16 protein-coding genes and 1 tRNA gene are annotated in these 17,549 nt (G+C 62.8%); 9 read left to right on the top strand and 8 right to left on the bottom strand.

Annotated features, from left to right (window positions below):
* Positions 1 to 3 precede the first annotated feature (3 nt).
* Together FJ443_RS15815 and FJ443_RS15810 are read left to right on the top strand one after the other, a co-directional pair.
* A complete protein-coding gene (locus FJ443_RS15815) occupies positions 4 to 1,314 on the top strand; it encodes a YeaH/YhbH family protein (protein ID WP_140500757.1) in 1,311 nt (436 codons plus the stop codon).
* A gap of 10 nt (positions 1,315 to 1,324) precedes the next feature.
* Positions 1,325 to 2,869: a SpoVR family protein gene (locus FJ443_RS15810; protein ID WP_140500756.1), complete on the top strand. Its 1,545-nt coding sequence runs from the start codon at positions 1,325 to 1,327 to the stop codon at positions 2,867 to 2,869.
* Between the two features lie 47 nt (positions 2,870 to 2,916).
* Here the strand turns inward: FJ443_RS15810 and FJ443_RS15805 are convergent, their stop codons facing one another.
* From FJ443_RS15805 to FJ443_RS15795, 3 genes are read right to left on the bottom strand one after another with little or no spacing between them, the layout of a single operon-like run.
* A complete protein-coding gene (locus tag FJ443_RS15805; protein ID WP_140664815.1) occupies positions 2,917 to 3,810 on the bottom strand; it encodes an HlyC/CorC family transporter in 894 nt (297 codons plus the stop codon).
* On the bottom strand, positions 3,807 to 4,991 hold the full coding sequence (gene aroB / locus FJ443_RS15800; RefSeq protein WP_140525768.1) for a 3-dehydroquinate synthase: 1,185 nt from the start codon (positions 4,989 to 4,991) through the stop codon (positions 3,807 to 3,809). Before aroB ends, FJ443_RS15805 begins: the two co-directional genes overlap by 4 nt.
* A complete protein-coding gene (locus FJ443_RS15795) occupies positions 4,988 to 5,599 on the bottom strand; it encodes a shikimate kinase (RefSeq protein ID WP_140500753.1) in 612 nt (203 codons plus the stop codon). The genes aroB and FJ443_RS15795 overlap by 4 nt, the downstream gene beginning before the upstream one ends.
* Positions 5,600 to 5,806: 207 nt before the next feature.
* Here FJ443_RS15795 and FJ443_RS15790 point away from each other — a divergent pair, with 207 nt between their 5' ends.
* The 5 genes from FJ443_RS15790 (at position 5,807) to FJ443_RS15770 (ending at position 9,762) form a co-directional block, all read left to right on the top strand.
* A complete protein-coding gene (locus tag FJ443_RS15790; RefSeq protein WP_140513945.1) occupies positions 5,807 to 5,959 on the top strand; it encodes a histidine kinase in 153 nt (50 codons plus the stop codon).
* Positions 5,960 to 5,981: 22 nt separating this feature from the next.
* Positions 5,982 to 6,899, top strand: coding sequence for a site-specific tyrosine recombinase XerD (locus FJ443_RS15785; protein ID WP_140513912.1), 918 nt, complete (start codon positions 5,982 to 5,984; stop codon positions 6,897 to 6,899).
* 98 nt (positions 6,900 to 6,997) lie between these two features.
* A complete protein-coding gene (locus FJ443_RS15780) occupies positions 6,998 to 7,948 on the top strand; it encodes an acetyl-CoA carboxylase carboxyltransferase subunit alpha (RefSeq protein ID WP_140525771.1) in 951 nt (316 codons plus the stop codon).
* Positions 7,949 to 8,200: 252 nt separating this feature from the next.
* On the top strand, positions 8,201 to 9,520 hold the full coding sequence (locus tag FJ443_RS15775; protein WP_140500750.1) for a murein L,D-transpeptidase family protein: 1,320 nt from the start codon (positions 8,201 to 8,203) through the stop codon (positions 9,518 to 9,520).
* 11 nt (positions 9,521 to 9,531) lie between these two features.
* Positions 9,532 to 9,762 carry a sulfurtransferase TusA family protein gene (locus FJ443_RS15770; RefSeq protein WP_181165390.1) on the top strand — a complete coding sequence of 77 codons (231 nt, stop codon included), beginning with the start codon at positions 9,532 to 9,534 and terminating at the stop codon, positions 9,760 to 9,762.
* Between the two features lie 12 nt (positions 9,763 to 9,774).
* Here the strand turns inward: FJ443_RS15770 and FJ443_RS15765 are convergent, their stop codons facing one another.
* Together FJ443_RS15765 and FJ443_RS15760 are read right to left on the bottom strand one after the other, a co-directional pair.
* Complete coding sequence (locus tag FJ443_RS15765; protein ID WP_140565828.1) at positions 9,775 to 10,887, bottom strand: GTP-binding protein; 1,113 nt, start codon at positions 10,885 to 10,887, stop codon at positions 9,775 to 9,777.
* Between the two features lie 3 nt (positions 10,888 to 10,890).
* Positions 10,891 to 12,051: a D-alanyl-D-alanine carboxypeptidase family protein gene (locus FJ443_RS15760; protein WP_140500747.1), complete on the bottom strand. Its 1,161-nt coding sequence runs from the start codon at positions 12,049 to 12,051 to the stop codon at positions 10,891 to 10,893.
* 201 nt (positions 12,052 to 12,252) lie between these two features.
* On the opposite strand from FJ443_RS15760, the gene FJ443_RS15755 reads away from it, so the two are divergent.
* Together FJ443_RS15755 and FJ443_RS15750 are read left to right on the top strand one after the other, a co-directional pair.
* A complete protein-coding gene (locus FJ443_RS15755) occupies positions 12,253 to 13,416 on the top strand; it encodes a M20 aminoacylase family protein (protein ID WP_140513917.1) in 1,164 nt (387 codons plus the stop codon).
* A gap of 85 nt (positions 13,417 to 13,501) precedes the next feature.
* A tRNA-Arg gene (locus FJ443_RS15750) sits at positions 13,502 to 13,578 on the top strand.
* Positions 13,579 to 13,796: 218 nt separating this feature from the next.
* Here FJ443_RS15750 and FJ443_RS15745 read toward each other — a convergent pair.
* From FJ443_RS15745 to FJ443_RS31410, 3 genes are all read right to left on the bottom strand, one after another.
* Complete coding sequence (locus FJ443_RS15745; protein ID WP_140664812.1) at positions 13,797 to 15,578, bottom strand: hypothetical protein; 1,782 nt, start codon at positions 15,576 to 15,578, stop codon at positions 13,797 to 13,799.
* Positions 15,579 to 15,946: 368 nt separating this feature from the next.
* Entirely contained in the window at positions 15,947 to 17,086 is a 1,140-nt protein-coding gene (locus FJ443_RS15740) for a helix-turn-helix transcriptional regulator (RefSeq protein ID WP_140664809.1), read from the bottom strand.
* A gap of 204 nt (positions 17,087 to 17,290) precedes the next feature.
* On the bottom strand, positions 17,291 to 17,549 hold a 259-nt coding region (locus tag FJ443_RS31410), incomplete at its 5' end, for a hypothetical protein (protein ID WP_210239552.1).

Here is a 17,549-nt window from a genome sequence, read left to right as displayed (position 1 = left end):
TCCATGCCGATCTTCATCGACCGCCGCCTCAATCCGAAGGACAAGAACCTGGGCAATCGCCAGCGCTTTCTCAGGCGCGCGCGGGAAGAACTCAAGCGGAGCATCCGTGACCAGATAAGGACGGGCCGGATCGCCGATGTGGACAGCGGGCATGCCGTGCCGATGCCTCACAGAGGCACCAGCGAACCGACCTTCAGCGATGCCAGGGACAGTGGCCAGCGCCAGCACATCCTGCCAGGAAACAGGACGTTCATTCCCGGTGACCTGGTGCCCAAACCCGGGCAGGGCGGCGCAGGTTCCTCGTCGCCGGGAAACACGGCATCCGAGGACGACTTTCGCTTCGTGCTTTCGCGCGAGGAAGTTCTCGACCTCTTTTTCGAGGATCTCGAACTGCCGGATCTAGTCAAGCTCAATCTCAAGCAGATACTCGCATTCAAGCCAAGGCGGGCAGGTTTCGCGGCAACAGGATCACCGACCAACATTAATGTCGGGCGCACGATGCGAAACAGCCACGCCCGCCGTATCGCGCTTGGGCGCCCAAAGCAGCCGGAGCTGGATGCGATCCTCCAGCAGCTCGCCAAACTGGAATCGAAGCCGCCAAACGCCGCGACCCGCGAACGCATCTTGACTTTGCGGGAGGAACTCGAGCGGCTGGAGCGCCGCCGAAAGCGTATTGCCTTTGTCGATCCCGTCGACATCCGCTTCAATCGCTTCGACCCGCAGCCGGTGCCGAATGCCAGCGCCGTCATGTTCTGCCTGATGGACGTCTCCGGGTCGATGGGCGAGCGCGAGAAGGATTTGGCCAAGCGCTTCTTCGTTCTGCTGCACCTGTTCCTGACCCGACGCTATGAGCGCACGGAGATCGTCTTCATCCGCCACACGCACGAGGCCCAGGAGGTGGACGAAGAGACATTCTTCTACTGCACGCAAAGCGGAGGCACGGTCGTTTCCACCGCGCTGGAGGAAATGCAACGCATCATAGAACAACGCTATCCGGCCACGGAGTGGAACATCTATGCGGCCCAGGCTTCGGACGGTGACAATTTCGCCACCGACTCGCAGCGCTGCATAGAACTGCTCCACGGCAAGCTCATGCGCCTGTGCCAGTATTTCGCCTATGTGGAGATCATCGACGAACGCGAAAGTCATATTTTCGGCTCGACCGAAAATGGCACCTCGCTCTGGCGCGCCTATAGCGCCGTCGAGCAAAAATGGCCGAACTTCCAGATGAGGCGCATCGCCGCTCCGGCCGATATCTACCCGGTATTTCGCCAGCTTTTCGCCAGGCAGCCGGCTATGGCCAAGAGCGCGTAAGGGGTGCCGGATGGCTGGCCAGGCCAACAAATCGGGGTTGCTTTTCTCCGGATCCGACTGGGATTTCAAAAAGCTGTCGCGGGTCTATGAGGAGATCGAGGCGATTGCGGTCGACCAGCTTCATCTCGACACCTATCCGGTGCAGATGGAGGTCATCTCTTCCGAGCAGATGCTCGACGCCTACTCGTCGGTCGGCATGCCGCTGATGTACCGGCATTGGTCGTTCGGCAAGCATTTCCTCTACAACGAGCTTCTCTATCGCAAAGGCGGTCGCGGGCTGGCCTATGAATTGGTCATCAATTCCAATCCGTGCATCGTCTACCTGATGGAGGAAAACACCATGGCGCTGCAGGCCTTGGTGACCGCCCATGCAGCACTTGGACACAATCACTTCTTCAAGAACAATTACCTTTTCCGCCAATGGACGGATGCCGGAGGGATCCTGAGCTATCTGGACTTTGCCAAGGGCTACATCGCCCGGTGCGAGGAGCGGCACGGCCTGGCTGCCGTGGAAGCCATTCTCGATTCCGCACACGCGCTGATGGAGCAAGGCGTGTTCCGGTATCACCGGCCGCCGAAACTGTCGTCGGAGCAGCAGCGCGAGGGACTTCGCGAGCGCCTCGAATACGAGGAGCGTTCCTACAATGACTTATGGCGCACCCTGCCGCCCGCGCAGGACGCCGACAACTCCGAAGCGGGCGATGAAGGCGTGTCGGAGCGGAAGAAATCGCTCAATCTGCCCGAGGAAAACCTGCTCTATTTCCTTGAGAAGAACAGCCTTGTCCTCGAACCCTGGCAGCGCGAGATCCTCAGGATCGTCCGCGTCATTGCGCAGTATTTTTACCCGCAGCGGCAAACCCAGGTGATGAACGAAGGCTGCGCCACTTTCGTGCACTACACGCTCATGAACATGCTGTTCGACCGTGGCCGGATCACCGAAGGCGCGATGCTCGAAATCCTGCGCAACCACTCGAACGTGATCTTCCAGCCATCCTTCGACGACCAGCGGTTTTCCGGCATCAACCCCTACGCGCTCGGGCTTGACATGATGCAGGACATTCAGCGCATCTCGACCGAGCCGACAGCCGAAGATCGCGACTGGTTCCCGGACATAGCCGGCCGTGGCGACTGGCTTGAGACGCTGCTCGACGCCTGGGCCAACCACCGCGACGAATCCTTCATTCGCCAGTATCTCAGCCCGACCTTGATACGAAAATGGCGGCTCTTCGTCCTGGCCGATGGAGCCGACCAACCGCACTACGAAGTCGCATCGATCCACAACGAGCGGGGCTACAACAACATACGCGCCGCGCTGGCCCACAGCTATGATGTGGGCGCGAGCCGGCCCGACATCCAGGTTGTGGACGTGGACCTGCTCGGCGACCGGCATTTGCGGCTACAGCACAAGGTGAAGAATGGGGTCGTGCTGGAGAATGACAGCCGCGACGCGACCCTTCGCCACATCCGGCATCTCTGGGGCTATGAAGTCAGCCTGGCGGCCGTCGACGCCGACACCGACGCAATGGTCGGCGAACGCTCGACCAAGGACTGTTGAGCATCAGGGATGACGCGGTTGTGCGTGTCTGCGACACGATGGACCGTTCAGCTGTCGCCTGCCGGCCTGATCCTGAGCCTGGCGACGCGGTTCTTGTCGCGTTTCATGACGATGAAACGCTTGCCGTGGAAGGTGAAGGCCTGCTTCTCCTCGGGGATCGACTGCGTCTCATGGATGACCAGGCCGGCGATGGTGGTTGCCTCCTCGTCCGGCAGGTCCCAGTCGAGCGCCCGGTTCAGGTCGCGGATCGGCACGGTTCCGTCGACGACGACGGAACCGTCCGCCTCCTGCTTGACGCCCTGTATGTCGACATCGTGCTCGTCGGCGATCTCGCCGACAATCTCCTCGATGATGTCCTCCAGCGTCACCAGCCCTTCGACCTCGCCATACTCGTCGACGACGACGGCGAAATGCGCCTTGCGGCGCAGGAAGGCGTTGAGCTGTTCCTGCAATGTCGTCGTATCGGGCACGAACCAGGGCTTTGACGCGATCTTCATCACATCGATCCTGGAGAAGTCGTTGCCGACATCGTTGAGGGCGCGCAGCAGGTCCTTGGCGTGCAGCACGCCGACAATGTTGTCGAGCGACCCCTTCCACAAAGGCATGCGGGTGTGCGGGCTCTGCAGGATTTCGCGCACCACGGCTTCCGGTGCATTGTCGGCGTTGACCGAGCGCATATTGGTGCGGTGGATCATGACGTCGGAGACTTCGAGCTCCTCGAGGTCGAACAACCCGCCGATGCGATCGCGCTCCTCGCGCACCACCTGGCCGTCACGGCGGAAATCGTCGACGGCGCCGCGCAGCTCGTCCCCGCTCGAACGCTGCGGCTCGATGCGCGACAGTTCATAGCCGAAAGCGGCAAGCAGGCGCGTGCGCATGGCGACGGCCAACAGGATGAGGACGGCAAGGAAAGCGACGACGATCCAGCCGGCCCCGTTCATTTCGGACGGCTTCCTTGCCTGTCCGGACGGCTTCCTTGCCGGCCCGGACGGCTTTCCGTCGCGCTCGGGTGGTTCTCCCTGAGGAACGACAGCACTTCCGAGGCCGGCACGTCCTTGGCGATGAAGGCCTCTCCGATGCCGCGCGTCAGGATGAAGGTCAGCGCGCCGCGCGACACTTTCTTGTCCTGGGTGATGAAGCCAAGCAGTGCATCGGCGTCGGGCAGTTCGCCGGGAATGTCAGCCATCCGCCACGGCAGTCCCACCGTGTTGAGATGCGCCTCGACGCGCGCCGCGTCGTCTGGACTGGCCAGGTTGAGCCGCGACGAGAAGCGATGCGCCAGCGCCATGCCGATGGCGACCCCCTCGCCATGGACGAGGCGGGCGCCGTCATATCGGGTGGCGGCCTCCAGCGCATGGCCGAAAGTGTGGCCGAGATTGAGGAGCGCGCGGTCGCCGGTCTCGAACTCGTCGCGGGCAACGACATCCGCCTTGGCGCGGCAGGCCTCGGCGATGGCCTCCACCCTCTCCGGTCCGCCGGCGAACACGCTGGCCCAGTTTTTCTCCAGCCAGGCGAAGAATTCGGGCCGGTCGATCAGCCCGTATTTGGCGAGTTCGGCATAGCCGGCGCGAAATTCGCGGATCGGCAGCGTATCGAGCACTCCGGTATCGGCCAGCACCAGCTTCGGCTGATGGAAGACGCCGACCAGGTTCTTGCCGCGCGCGCTGTTGATGCCGGTCTTGCCCCCGACCGAGGAATCGACCTGCGCCAGGAGCGAGGTCGGGATCTGCACGAAGTTCATGCCGCGGCGCACGATGCCGGCGGCAAAGCCGGCCAGGTCGCCGATGACGCCGCCGCCGAGGGCGATGACGACGTCGCCGCGTTCCAGCTTCGCGGCCAGGACGCCGTCCACCACCTCTTCGAGATGCGCGAAACTCTTGGTTTTCTCGCCGGGCGGCAGCGTGATCACGGCGGGCTCGATGCCGCTCTCGAGCAGACCGGCCTTCAGCGTATGGAGATGCGCCGCCGCGACGTTTTCGTCGGTCACGACTGCGACGCGTCGGCCCGGCAGGCGGCGCGACATCTCGGCGCCGGCGTGCGACAAAAGCCCCGGCCCGATCAGGATGTCGTAAGCCCGCTCGCCAAGTCCGACCTCGACGGCAACGGCAGCAGCGGCGCTCATGGTTCGACCTCGCCCGCGGGAGTGGTCTGGGCTATATCGAAATGCCGGCACAGCGCCTCCACCACCTCGGCCGCGATGACTTCCTTGCGGTCGTCGCGGGTCGGCACGGTGACGTCCGATGTCGCATAGACCGGATAGCGTTCACTCATCAGCCGCTCGAGCACGCCACGCGGATCGGGGCTCTTCAGCAGCGGCCGGTTCTGTTTCTTGGAGACCCGGTCCATCAAAAGGTCGAGTTCGGCCTTCAGCCATACCGACACGCCATGTGCCGCTATCGCCTCGCGCGTCTGTGCGTTCATGAAGGCGCCGCCGCCGGTCGACAGCACCTGCGGGCCGTTTTCCAGCACGCGCAGGATGACGCGCTGCTCCAGCGCCCGGAACTCCGTTTCGCCATAGCGTTCGAACAGTTCCGGAACGGTCATGCGCGAGACGTTTTCGATCTCCTGGTCGCTGTCGATGAAAGGCAGCGCCAGCACGGTGGCGACCTTGCGGCCGATCGCGGTCTTGCCGGCGCCCATCAGGCCGACAAAGACGATGGAGCGGCCGCCGAGCCTGCCCAGCAGCGCGGCATGGCTCCCGCCCGGAGGATTTGCTGGTAGCGCGTTCATCAGCCTCGAAGCCCTCTTTGCCGGCGTATCGACATGAAAAGCCCGGTTGCGTCAAGCGCACTGAGGCAGGCTGGCCTCCCGCGAGCGAGGAACCGGCTGCATTGGAAGTTGCCGGCGCGCTTCAGCTTCTTGCTTGAATTGGCCGGATCGGCGTCCCATAAGGGCACAGGGTTTGGAAACGCAGAACAAGAAGACGGGCGAAGATTGATGCCGACACTGTTTCGCCTTGTCGTGATAACAGCGATTCTGGCGGGCATCGCCTATGGTACGATGTTCGCGTTGGTGATGTTCGTCGAGCCGAAAAAGGCGGAAATGAGCGTGCGCATCCCTGCGGAAAAGCTGAACCCAAAGAAAAACTGAGCCCGAAGAAAAACTTCAGGAAATGAACAGCGCTGCCCGCATCGAAGCCTTTCTGGAGATGATGAGCGCCGAGCGGGGTGCCGCCGAAAACACGCTTTCCTCCTATCGCCGCGACCTCGATGACGCTTCGCAGGAAATCCCCGGCGGTCTTGCCGGCGCCGGCGCCGAAGACATCCGCGCCTATCTCGACGACATCGCCGCACGCGGCTTCGCCCCGACATCGCAGGCACGCAAATTGTCGGCGATCCGCCAGTTCTTCAAATTCCTCTACGCCGAGGGCCTGCGCCGCGACGACCCGACCGGCACGCTGGACAGCCCGAAAAAAGGCCGCCCGCTGCCGAAGACCATGAGCGAGGCCGACACCGGCCGGCTGATCGACCGCGCCGCGCAGGAGGCCGGCGATGCCGGGCTCGGCGACAGCGACAGGCTGGCGGCGCTGCGTCTGCACGCGCTGGTCGAAGTGCTTTATGCGACAGGCCTGCGCGTTTCGGAACTGGTCGGCTTGCCGGTGACGGTGGCGCAGCGCGACGACCGTTTCTTCATGGTGCGCGGCAAGGGCGACAAGGAGCGCATGGTGCCGCTGTCGGCCAAGGCGCGCGCGGCGATGCGAGCCTGGCTCGCCGCCCGGGCCAAGGTGCCCGCTTTCGCTGACAGCCCGTTCCTGTTTCCTGCCGCGTCGGACAGCGGCTACCTCTCGCGCCAGGTCTTCGCTCGCGACCTCAAGGGGCTGGCGGCCCGGGCCGGCATCGCCTCGGCCAAGGTCTCGCCACATGTGCTTCGCCATGCTTTCGCCAGCCATCTCTTACAGAACGGGGCTGATCTCAGGGCCGTCCAGCAACTGCTTGGCCATGCCGACATATCGACGACACAGATCTATACCCATGTGCTGGAGGAGCGATTGGTGCGGCTGGTCAACGATCATCACCCGCTTGCCGACTAGACCTCATATCGCTATGTGAGGGCGACGTTCCATCGCCCGGAGCCCCTGATTTCAGGGTCCCGCCAGTCTTTGCTTCCGACGTATCGGTCCGCCCAAGCATGTACAACTACCTCGATTTCGAAAAGCCGGTGCAGGATCTGGAACTCAAGATCCTGGAACTGAAGAAGCTTGCCGAGAACGGCGAGGCGGTCGATGTCGCCGACGAGATCAGCAGGCTCGAGAAGCGGTCGCGCGATGCCCTGCGCGATCTCTACAAGGCATTGACCCCATGGCAGAAGGTGCAGGTGGCGCGCCATTCCGACAGGCCGCACTGCGTCGACTACATCAAGGGCCTGTTCAGCGATTTCACGCCGCTCGCCGGCGACCGCAATTTCGGCGAGGACCAGGCGATCGTCGGCGGCTTTGCCCGGTTCCGCGGCGAACCGGTAGCGATCCTCGGCCAGGAGAAGGGCTCCGACACGGCGAGCCGGCTGAAGCACAATTTCGGCTCGGTGCGCCCCGAAGGCTATCGCAAGGCCGTGCGGCTGATGGAGCTTGCCGACCGCTTCAAGATCCCGCTGCTGACATTGGTCGACACGGCCGGCGCCTATCCCGGCGTCGGCGCCGAGGAGCGCGGCCAGGCCGAAGCCATTGCCCGTTCGACCTCGGCCTGCCTTGCGCTCAAGGTGCCATCGATTTCGGTTGTCATCGGTGAAGGCGGTTCGGGCGGCGCCATTGCCATCGCCACCGCCAACCGCGTCTACATGCTGGAACATGCCATCTATTCGGTGATCTCGCCCGAGGGCGCGGCCTCCATCCTGTGGCGCGACACGACGCGCTCCAAGGACGCGGCGACCAACATGAAGATCACCGCCCAGGACCTTCTGGAACTGAAGATCATCGACGCCATCATTCCCGAACCGATCGGCGGCGCCCAGCGCGCACCCGAAACGGTGATTGCCGCGACGGGCGATCTCATCGCCAAGACGATGAAGGATTTTGCCGGCGCCAACATGGATTTTCGCGAGCAGCGCCGCGAGAAGTATCTGGCAATGGGCCGCAGCCTCTGACCACGATTTGGCGGCTCAACCGGGCCGCCGCAAGCCGCCTCCACGGCAACGCTCCACGGCAATGTGGCGGCGATGAGCAATTTCGCCACAAAAATGCCGCCGGATTCGGTTCAATGGAATTGCCGTGAGGGGTGGCCGAGGCTTGCGGTAAGGAATTTTCAAGGTTAACGGGCGTACGGTCCGTCTGTGTTCAGCATGCGGGCTCGGCCGTTTCGAAGCCATTGGCCCGAAAGAGAAGACGTAGCCTTATCCATGTTTGCCAAGCTTGCCCGCACCGGAATTCTCATCACCGCGATAGCCGTTGCCGGCTGCAATGATTCGTCGATGAAGGATTTTGCCCCGGAGGCCAACAAGCCCCTGCCCGACAAGATCCTGGCCGACATGAGGGCCAAGGGCATGGTGCGCACCTCCTCGGTGATGGCGCGCATCTTCAAGGAAGAGGGCAAGCTCGAAATCTGGAAGGCCAAGACCAACGGCCGCTACGACATGGTCGCCAGCTACGATATCTGCAAATGGTCGGGCAAGCTCGGGCCGAAATACACCGAGGGCGACCGCCAGGCGCCGGAAGGTTTTTATACCGTGCGTCCGGCGCAGATGAACCCGCGCTCGAACTACCATCTGTCCTTCAACATCGGCTATCCCAACGCCTATGACCGCGCCAACGGCCGCACCGGCTCCAACCTGATGGTGCACGGCGCCTGCTCGTCTTCGGGCTGCTATTCGATGACCGATGCCCAGATCGAGCAGATCTATGCGTTCGGCCGCGATGCCTTCCAGGGCGGCCAGACCGAGTTCCAGATCCAGGCCTTCCCGTTCCGCATGACCGCCGCCAACATGGCGCGCTACCGCAACGACCCGAATTACGAATTCTGGAAGATGCTGAAGGTCGGCTACGACAATTTCGAGATCACCAAGGTACCGCCGAAAGTCGACGTTTGCGAGAAGCGCTACGTCTTCAACCAGGTGGCTCCCGAAGGCACCACATTCAATCCGACCGGCCCCTGCCCTGCGTCCACGCAGCCGGATTCGCTGAAAAGCGCCTACAGTGCTTATCAGAGCACGTATGAGGCTGCGTTCAACGGCGCCCTCAAGGCAAGCACGCCGGCGCCCAAGCCCACCATCGCCGGCATCAAGGAAGCCAGCATCGTCTCCGACTGGTCCAAGCGCCGTGCGCGCGGCGAGCGCGTGCCGATCGACCCGCCATCGCTCAACTCGGACGGCTCGGTCACCGAGACGGCGCGCATGGGCCGCATCGATTCGCCCGCCGGCCGCAAGATGGCCGCGCTCGATGCCGAAAAGGCCGCGAAGCAAAAAGCCGAGGAGCAGCGGCTGGCCGCGATAGAAGCTGCCAAGCAGGCCAAGGCGCAAGCGCTGGCCGAAAAGGAAGCCGCCAAGGCGCAGGCGCTGGCCGAAAAGGAAGCGGCCAAGACCGCCAAGGAAGCCCCTGTCGCCACCGCGACGATCGAAGCGCCGGCCGAGCCCGCACCGCCGGCCGAAACGCAGGCCGCAAGTGCCGACGAGAGCCGCGTGACGAGGCTGAAGAACAAGCTGCTCGGCATGTTCGGCGGCTGACATTTTTCGCCGTGACCGACGTCACCGTCTACGATCTGAAGGGGCTGAACTGCCCTTTGCCGGTGCTGAAGGCGAAGAAGCGGCTGGCCGGGATGCGGCCCCGCAGCCGGCTCTGGCTGGAAACGACCGATCCGCTCGCCGTTATCGACATTCCGGCGTTCTGCGCCGACTCTGGTCATCATCTCGTAGAGACATCCGCCATATCAGGCGGTCACCGCTTCCTGGTCGAGCGCGGCGAATAGCTGTCGTAAAGGTCAGCGTCCCGCGATCGCCAGGGGATTGTTCTCCAGCGCCGCGCGGTCGGGCGTGTCGATCGAGGGCCGGTTGGTGAAGGCGGCAAACAGTCGCCTTACATAGTCTTCGGGCATGTCGAGCGTGATCAGCACCAGCCGGGTGCCGCGCTGGCCGTCCGGCCAGGACGGCAATCGAGCCGGCGGATGCAGGATTTTCTGCACGCCATGCACCACCAGCGGCCGCGACGGATCTTCCTCGAGTTCGATGACGCCCTTCATGCGCAGCAGGCGCTCGCCATGCGTGGAGCGCAAAAGATCGAGGAACATCTCGATGGCCGAGAACGGCACCGGGCCGTCATGCACCAGGGAGTGGGTGCGGATGCGCTGATCGTGCCGGTGCCCGTGGTCGTGGCCGTGCCCGTGGTCATGCCCGTCATGATCATGATGATCATGGTTATGCATCGCTTCTTCGCCGAGCCAGCGCCGCACATCGGCGGATTTGGTCGCCGGGTTATAGAGGCCGCAGTCGAACAGCGCCGCGACGCTCGTTTTCGCATCGTCGACAGCCAGCAGTTCGGCGCCCGGATTGATCTGCCGCAGCCGCGTCCGCAGCGCTTCCGGTCCATCCGGACCAGCGACCAGGTCGGTTTTGGAGAGCACGATGCGGTCGGCGACGGCGACCTGCTTGACCGCCTCGACATGGGCGTCGAGCGTGGCATCGCCGTTGACCGCGTCGACCAAGGTGATGACGCCGTCGAGCCGGAAAGCCTGGACCAGTGCCGGATGCGCCATGATCGATTGCAGCACCGGTGCCGGATCGGCAAGGCCGGTGGTCTCGACGATGACGCGGGCAAGGCGGGCGATGCGGCCGGTCTGCAGCCGGTCGACCAGATCGGCCAGCGTGTCGACCAGTTCGCCGCGTACCGTGCAGCAAAGGCAGCCGTCCGAAAGCTGGATGATGCCGTCGGACGCCTGTTCCACCAGCAGGTGATCGATCGCCACTTCGCCATATTCGTTGATGATGACGGCCGTGTCGGCCAGCGCCGGGTCCTTCAGGAGCCGGTTGAGCAGCGTCGTCTTGCCGGCGCCGAGAAAACCGGTCAGCACGGAAACAGGGATGGGAAAACCACTCATTGCCTAGTTCGCAACCTTGACGGGTTGGTCGCCCTGCGCAGCCGAGCCCGCCACCGTCGGGCCGGCGCCGGGCGCCGGTCTGTCCGGCCGCCAGGTCGGAATGGGCACGTCGGCATATTCCTGGCTGCCCTGGGCGAGCATGGCCAGCGGGGTCGGGCCGGTCGCGCCGCCAAGCCCCACGGCAACCAGTGTCGGCACGTGGTCGAGCTTTTCCTGGTAGGGCGATTTCGGCACGTTCTTGGCGACGACGGGCGGAGCCTCGGACTGCTCAGCCGGCGCCTTCTTCTTGCAGATCTCGTCACGCATGTCGTTGGGCGAGATGGTGTCGCCGTAGGGCGCCAGCGTGGCAATGGTGGCCGAGCCGGCGGCAGGCGTATCGAAACCCTGGTCGAGCAGTTTGGCCGCGGCCTCGGCACGGGTGATCGCCGACTTCTCGCCGAGCACCACCGCCACCAGCGTGCGGCCGTTGCGGGTCGCCGAACCGATCATGTTGAAGCCGGAGGGGCAGACGAAGCCCGTCTTCATGCCGTCGGCCCCCGGATAGCGGCCGATCAACAGGTTGTAGTTGGGAATCGCCTTCTTGCCGACCGCAAGCCCCTCGATCGAGAACCACGGCGCATATTGCGGAAACTCGCGGCGGATCGCCGTCACCAGCACGGCCAGGTCGCGCGCTGTGGTGTACTGGTCCGGCGAATAAAGCCCGTTCGGATTGACGAAATGCGTTCCGTTCATGCCGAGCCGGACCGCCTCGGCGTTCATGCGCTCGGCAAAGGCTGCCTGCGATCCCCCGACATTCTCGCCGACGGCCATGGCGATATCGTTTGCCGACTTGACCAGCATCATCTTCAGCGCATTGTCGAGCCGCATCACCGAGCCTGGCTTGAAGCCCATCTTGCTCGGCGGCTCGGCGGCGGAATGTTTCGTTACCTTGATCGGCGAATCGAGCCGGACCTCGCCGGCCGCGATCGCCCGGAAGGTCACATAGGCCGTCATCAGCTTGCTCAGCGATGCCGGGTACCAGCGCTTGAACGCGTCCTGATGCTGGAGGATCTTGCCGCTGTTCAGGTCGAACAGCACGACCGGATTGGCCAGCGCCGGCCCGGCCAGCGCCGAGAACGCCACGGCGCCCGCGCAGAATAGTTTGAGGAAATGCCTGTGCCGCATGATCGAATCCGAAATCGCCTCTTGCCGTAGTCGCCCCTGGCTCCGTAAGATTTACGCGATCGCCAGCAAAATGAGTCCGCCCTCAAAAACGGACCGCATTGTTGCGGTGCTATTTACTCTATGTGACGTCAACATGGCAAAGTGCCTGACGATCACAATTGCAAGGCAGCGGACCTGCCCCAACAGCGAGATGGAACTATCATGCCAATCCTGAACCGTGCCGCCGAAATGCAGGACGAGGTTGCCGGCTGGCGACGACATCTGCACCAGACCCCGGAACTGAATTTCGACGTCTTCAAGACAGCCGCCTTCGTCACCGAGAAGCTGAAGGCCTTCGGCTGCGACGATGTGGTGACGGGGCTGGGCAAGACCGGCGTCGTGGGCATCATTCGCGGCCGCCAGGGCGAAGGCGCCACTATCGGCCTGCGCGCCGACATGGACGCGCTGCCGCTTAACGAGATCACCGGCAAGCCCTATGCCTCGACCGTTCCCGGCAAGATGCATGCCTGCGGCCATGACGGCCATACGGCGATGCTTTTGGGTGCGGCGAAATATCTCGCCGAGACCCGCAACTTCGCCGGTTCGGTGGCGGTCATCTTCCAGCCGGCCGAAGAAGGCGGCGGCGGCGGCAACGAGATGGTCAAGGACGGCATGATGGAGCGTTTCGACATCGCGAAAGTGTTCGGCATGCACAACATGCCGGGCCTGCCGGTCGGCCAGTTCGCCATCCGGCCGGGCCCGATCATGGCGGCGACCGCGGAATTCACCATCACCGTGAAAGGCCGCGGCGGCCATGCGGCGATGCCGCACGGCACGATCGACCCGATCGTCATCACCAGCCAGTTGGTCGGCGCCCTGCAGACGATCGCCTCGCGCAGCACCGACCCGGTTGAAGCGGTGGTGGTGTCGGTGACCAAATTCCATGCCGGCGACGCCTACAACATCATCCCGGAATCGGCGGAGATCGCAGGCACGGTGCGCACCTTGCGCAAGGAAATCGCCAAGAAGTCGGAAGAGCGCATTCGTGCCATCTGCGACGGATTGGCCACGGCCTTCGGCGCGAAGATCGAGGTCGATTACCAGGCGAACTACCCCGTAACCTTCAACCATGCGGAAGAGACGGTTTTTGCCAGCGACGTCGCGGCAAACGTCGCCGGCGACGCTCATGTCCACCGCGGCATCCAGCCCGTGATGGGCGGCGAGGACTTCTCCTACATGCTGGAAGCCAGGCCCGGCGCCTTCATTTTCATTGGCAATGGCGACACCGCCGGCCTTCACAACCCGGCCTATGACTTCAACGACGAGGCCATCCCGCACGGCATGAGCTACTGGGTGAAGCTGGCCGAAACCGCGCTCGCCGCCTGAGGCCTGGCGGCGGCAGGGGCCGGCCGATTGTGTTCGGCCCGCCCCTTGGCGAAACGATCGGAAGCGGCTATGTGTCGGGCCGCGTGGTCCCGTAGCTCAGTAGGATAGAGCGGCAGATTCCTAATCTGTAGGTCACAGGTTCGATTCCTGTCGGGATCACCACGTTTTGCTGCTTAAGCCAGATACTGTCGGACCTGAATCGGACTGAAACCAGAGCCGATCACCGGGGTCGCATCGGTCATCTGTACGGAACCTGCATGCGGATTTCTACCGTTCGAATAACGTCAGAAAAGCGCTTGCAGACGTTCCGACAAATCGGAAATTGGGTGATTGGTTGGAGCCCGGTCGACGGACCGCAGCGGTCCCGTCCGGGATGAGGTTCAGAGCCGTTCCAGCGTCAGTATGCCCGGATCGCCCTTCCAGGCTTTGGAAAGTTCGTCCGCGGCTTTCGTTGCGGCGGCAGTATCGCCTTGGGCCTCCGCCGCCTGCTGCAGCCCGAACAGTGCCCAGGCGCTGCTGCGTGCGCGGTGGAGCGCCGCCACAAACTCCTTCGCCGCGTCCGCCGGCTGACCGTTCTTGAGGAGGGCGGCACCGAGGGACTGCCGCACGGGATAATACCAGTACGGAGGCTCCATGTAGGGGATCGTGTCCTCCGTTTCGACCGCTTTCTTCCAGAAGGCTATCGAGCCGCCGACGTCATTCTCGGCCTGCGCAGCGCGGGCACGTACGACATCTTCGGCCACTTGCAGGACCGACAATGCCGGGATTCCCCAGGCATCGTGCACCGACCAGTCGGTTTCCTGAGCGATCTTGTGGATGGCGTCCGCCTCGACTCGCGCGCCCGAGGCGTCCTTCTTCTCGGCCAGGGCGACGCCGCGCGCATAGTGCCACATCGATGTGATGTAAGGCGGCGCGCCGGCCGGCTCGGCCTTAGCCAGGATCGCATCCGGTTCGGCATATTGCGCCCAGGCGAAATACGGAGCTGCCTTCACCGGCTGCACGATCGGTATTGCCGTGGCCACCTCGTTAGTCAGAAACTTGTCCAGCTTCTCAGCCTCTGCAAGCACCGTCTTCGAGTCACCGAGGAGCTGGGCCGAAACCAATACGAAGTGCACGTTGTGGGAATAGTAGCCGAGCGGATAGACACCGGTAGCGCCGGTTTCGGCGAGATAGGTCTCGTCCACTTTCGAGGCAGCTTCGTTGGACTTCAGCGAATCCGTGTAGCGGCCGACGCGATAGTAGATGTGGCTCGGCATATGGACGATGTGTCCGGCCCCCGGCATCAGCGCTGCTAGCCGGTCCGCGTAGGGCTCGGCGCGCTCCGGACGATCCGAGGCCTCAACAAGATGAATGTAGAGGTGAATCGCCATCGGATTGTCGGGCTTCCTGGCGAGAACGCCTTCCAGCCGCCTCTGGATGTCGGCGGTGCGGCCCTTGGGTTCCTTGCCGCCCGGCTGCCAATAGTCCCAAGGCTGCGTGTCCATGCCGGCCTCTGCGGCCAGCACAGCGAGCTCGAGATCGTCAGGATATTTGTCGGAAAGCGCCGCAGTTGCATCGGCGAAGGCGGCGTTCAGGGTGTTTCGATCGGCCTTGGGATCTTCGGAATACCGCGTGGCGACCGCCTCGATCAGTCCCCGCTCCTTCTCGGTGGCACCGGATGAAAGCGCCTGCGCCTTTCGAAGACCAGTGATCGCTGGTGCATTTGCGGTGGGATCCATCGGCACGTTGATGTTCGGGCCCAGGACCAGTGCCTCGCCGAGGAAGCACATCGCACAGTCGGGATCGAGGCTTTGTGCCTTGCGGAAGGCGCGTCGCGCCTCCGCGTGATTGAAGTTGGTGGCGAACCGCAGCCCCTGGTCAAAGTATTTTTGGGCATCGGCGCTCTTTGTGCTGATCGGATAGCTCAGGGAGCCCAGGTCATCCCACAATGGCGGCTGGGCCTCCTCGTAGGCCTTCAAGTCTTGCGGGGCCAGTGATTGGCCGGCAGCGGCCAGAGCGACGCAGTGTGTGATGTCGAGTTCCCCCGGCAACGATACTCTTGGCGCCGCAAGCTGCGACTGCAACGGACTGTCCGCGGCGTAAGCAATGGCAGCACCTGTGCCGAAACTCATTAAGGCAATAGCTGTCCATCCTGCACTTGGCAGGCAAGCACGCAGTTTCATCTGAACCTCCTGGCGTTCGGTACGATCGGCAATCTCCGATCAGCCCTGTCTTTCCAATTCTCGATCGGAGGTGCGGGCGTTGATGATCCGCCTCGCGCCGCCGTTTGGCAACATATTTCCTACTGCTAATGTAATAGCGGACGCGATGTTTTCTGCTCACCTCTTCGGCCCGAAGGCACTAGTCGGACACCAGAGGGGTTCAGGCACGCGCCGTTGCAAAAACCAAATATCGTCTGACCGCCCGCCCCGCTTGAGACGTATCGGATCGAGACCGGCGCCTGTTGTTGTGAAGTGCCACGGCCCCGATTCAGCGCAGAGTGCAACCCTTGGACCGTCAGGGCTTCACCCGAACGGGTGACACCGCGACTTCAATGCGTGGAGGACCCTTGGTATCGGGACAAGAGCTTCGCGAGTTCCGCCTGACTTCCGGTGCTTGTTTTCGAGAATATTGCACGGAGCTGGGTTCTGGCGGTTTCACGGCCAATTCCCAGGGCAGAGCTTGCCGCGCCGATACCTCGGCCATCGGCAAGGCGGCAGGCCAGCCGCGTTTCGGCTGCTGTTAGTTGAAAGGCGTGCCTTATCAGTTGCTTGGGTAGCGCCGGTTCGGCCACAAGATCGGTAAAATAGAGGAGCGCGTCTCCGCCGTTAAAGAGGTCATGGACGAACGAGGTCATCGGAATGGCTTCAGCAAGAAGCCATGGCGAACCCTCGCGAGCAATCAAAACGGGCTCCCCGTCGCTCAAGTCGCCGCATTGGCTGACCACGCCTGCGATCAATCTCTGCAAGCGTGAATCACTGGGCCGATCTGCCGCCCGCAGACGACCACCGTGGATAACGAGGCCAGTACCAAGCAGAGCTTCCGCGTGTTTATTGTAGCGGGTGACGCGGCCTCGGCAATTCAGCAACAGCGCTGCGCTTCCCATCCGATCCAGAATGGCCAGGTTCGGTTCGACTGCCGTTTCCCAAACCTTTTCCGCAGCACTGATGATGCGAACCATCGACGGAACGATCGCCAAGAAATCCTCGGCTTCATTCCGGTAGAATGGCCCCTTATGAGCGTCACGAAACATCGAGAGCATCCACCTTCGATCCTTCACCATGAAGTCTATTGCAGCCCACCATTCCCGGTCGCCTGGACGCGCGATTTCTTGGTAATAAGGGAGAACCTCGCGCTCATCACGAGTGGTGATCTCATCCTCGACAACGAAGCTGTCTGTCAGTTTTGCCAACCTCTTGCGCGGTCTACGTTCATGCGGATCGGGAGCACCTTCGATTCTTTCGATCCAAAGGGCGGCGAATTCGGCATGTTCGGTCGAATCGGGTCTGAGCGCGGTCGGCGATCGCTGATCGCTACGAAACGGGTGAGTTGGATCGCAGGTGCGGATAACGCAACTTGTGGCTCCTAGGGAGTGGGCCAGCATTTGAAGCGCTGCGGGCCACTGCCTAAACTCGAACGCGGCGTCGTAGCAAGCCTCGATCGCAGCGGCAATGTTCCGATTGTCGGACATAGGATTTGCGTCGCGATCCCGGTTTCTCGCCCTTTTTCTCCTCATGGCCCGTCGACGGCCCTCCAGCTACAGGCCCCGCAACCGGCTCCGGCCAGGGATGTTTATTTCCCGCGGCCATGCTCGACAGACGGTCAGCTGAGGACCTATCGTCAGACTGACGCATCGAATGAGAGATAGCTACATTAGCATAATAGCCACGCAACTTCACCGATGCTTCTCGACGAAATCTCTGCACGCAGGTGAAAGCCGTTCGATCTGGCTTTCAAGGTCGCATTTACCCATCGGTTTCGTCGGGCAAAACCGTGCGTAGTCGCGGCGACATCCCTTGCCTTCGAAAATTTTGAAAGATCTTACCTGCGTAGGGTTTGTTGCGTTGACTGAACTGGGTATCAGCCCGGTTTCGATCTCCATCGCACCGTCACGACTTGACCCCTTGCTTCCACCCTTGCCCCCACCCTTGCCG

Origin of the sequence: Mesorhizobium sp. B2-6-1 (assembly GCF_006440475.1) — a bacterium.
Classification (GTDB): domain Bacteria; phylum Pseudomonadota; class Alphaproteobacteria; order Rhizobiales; family Rhizobiaceae; genus Mesorhizobium.
Note: the sequence above shows the minus strand (reverse complement) of the source record. Positions and strands in the feature narration are given on the sequence as shown.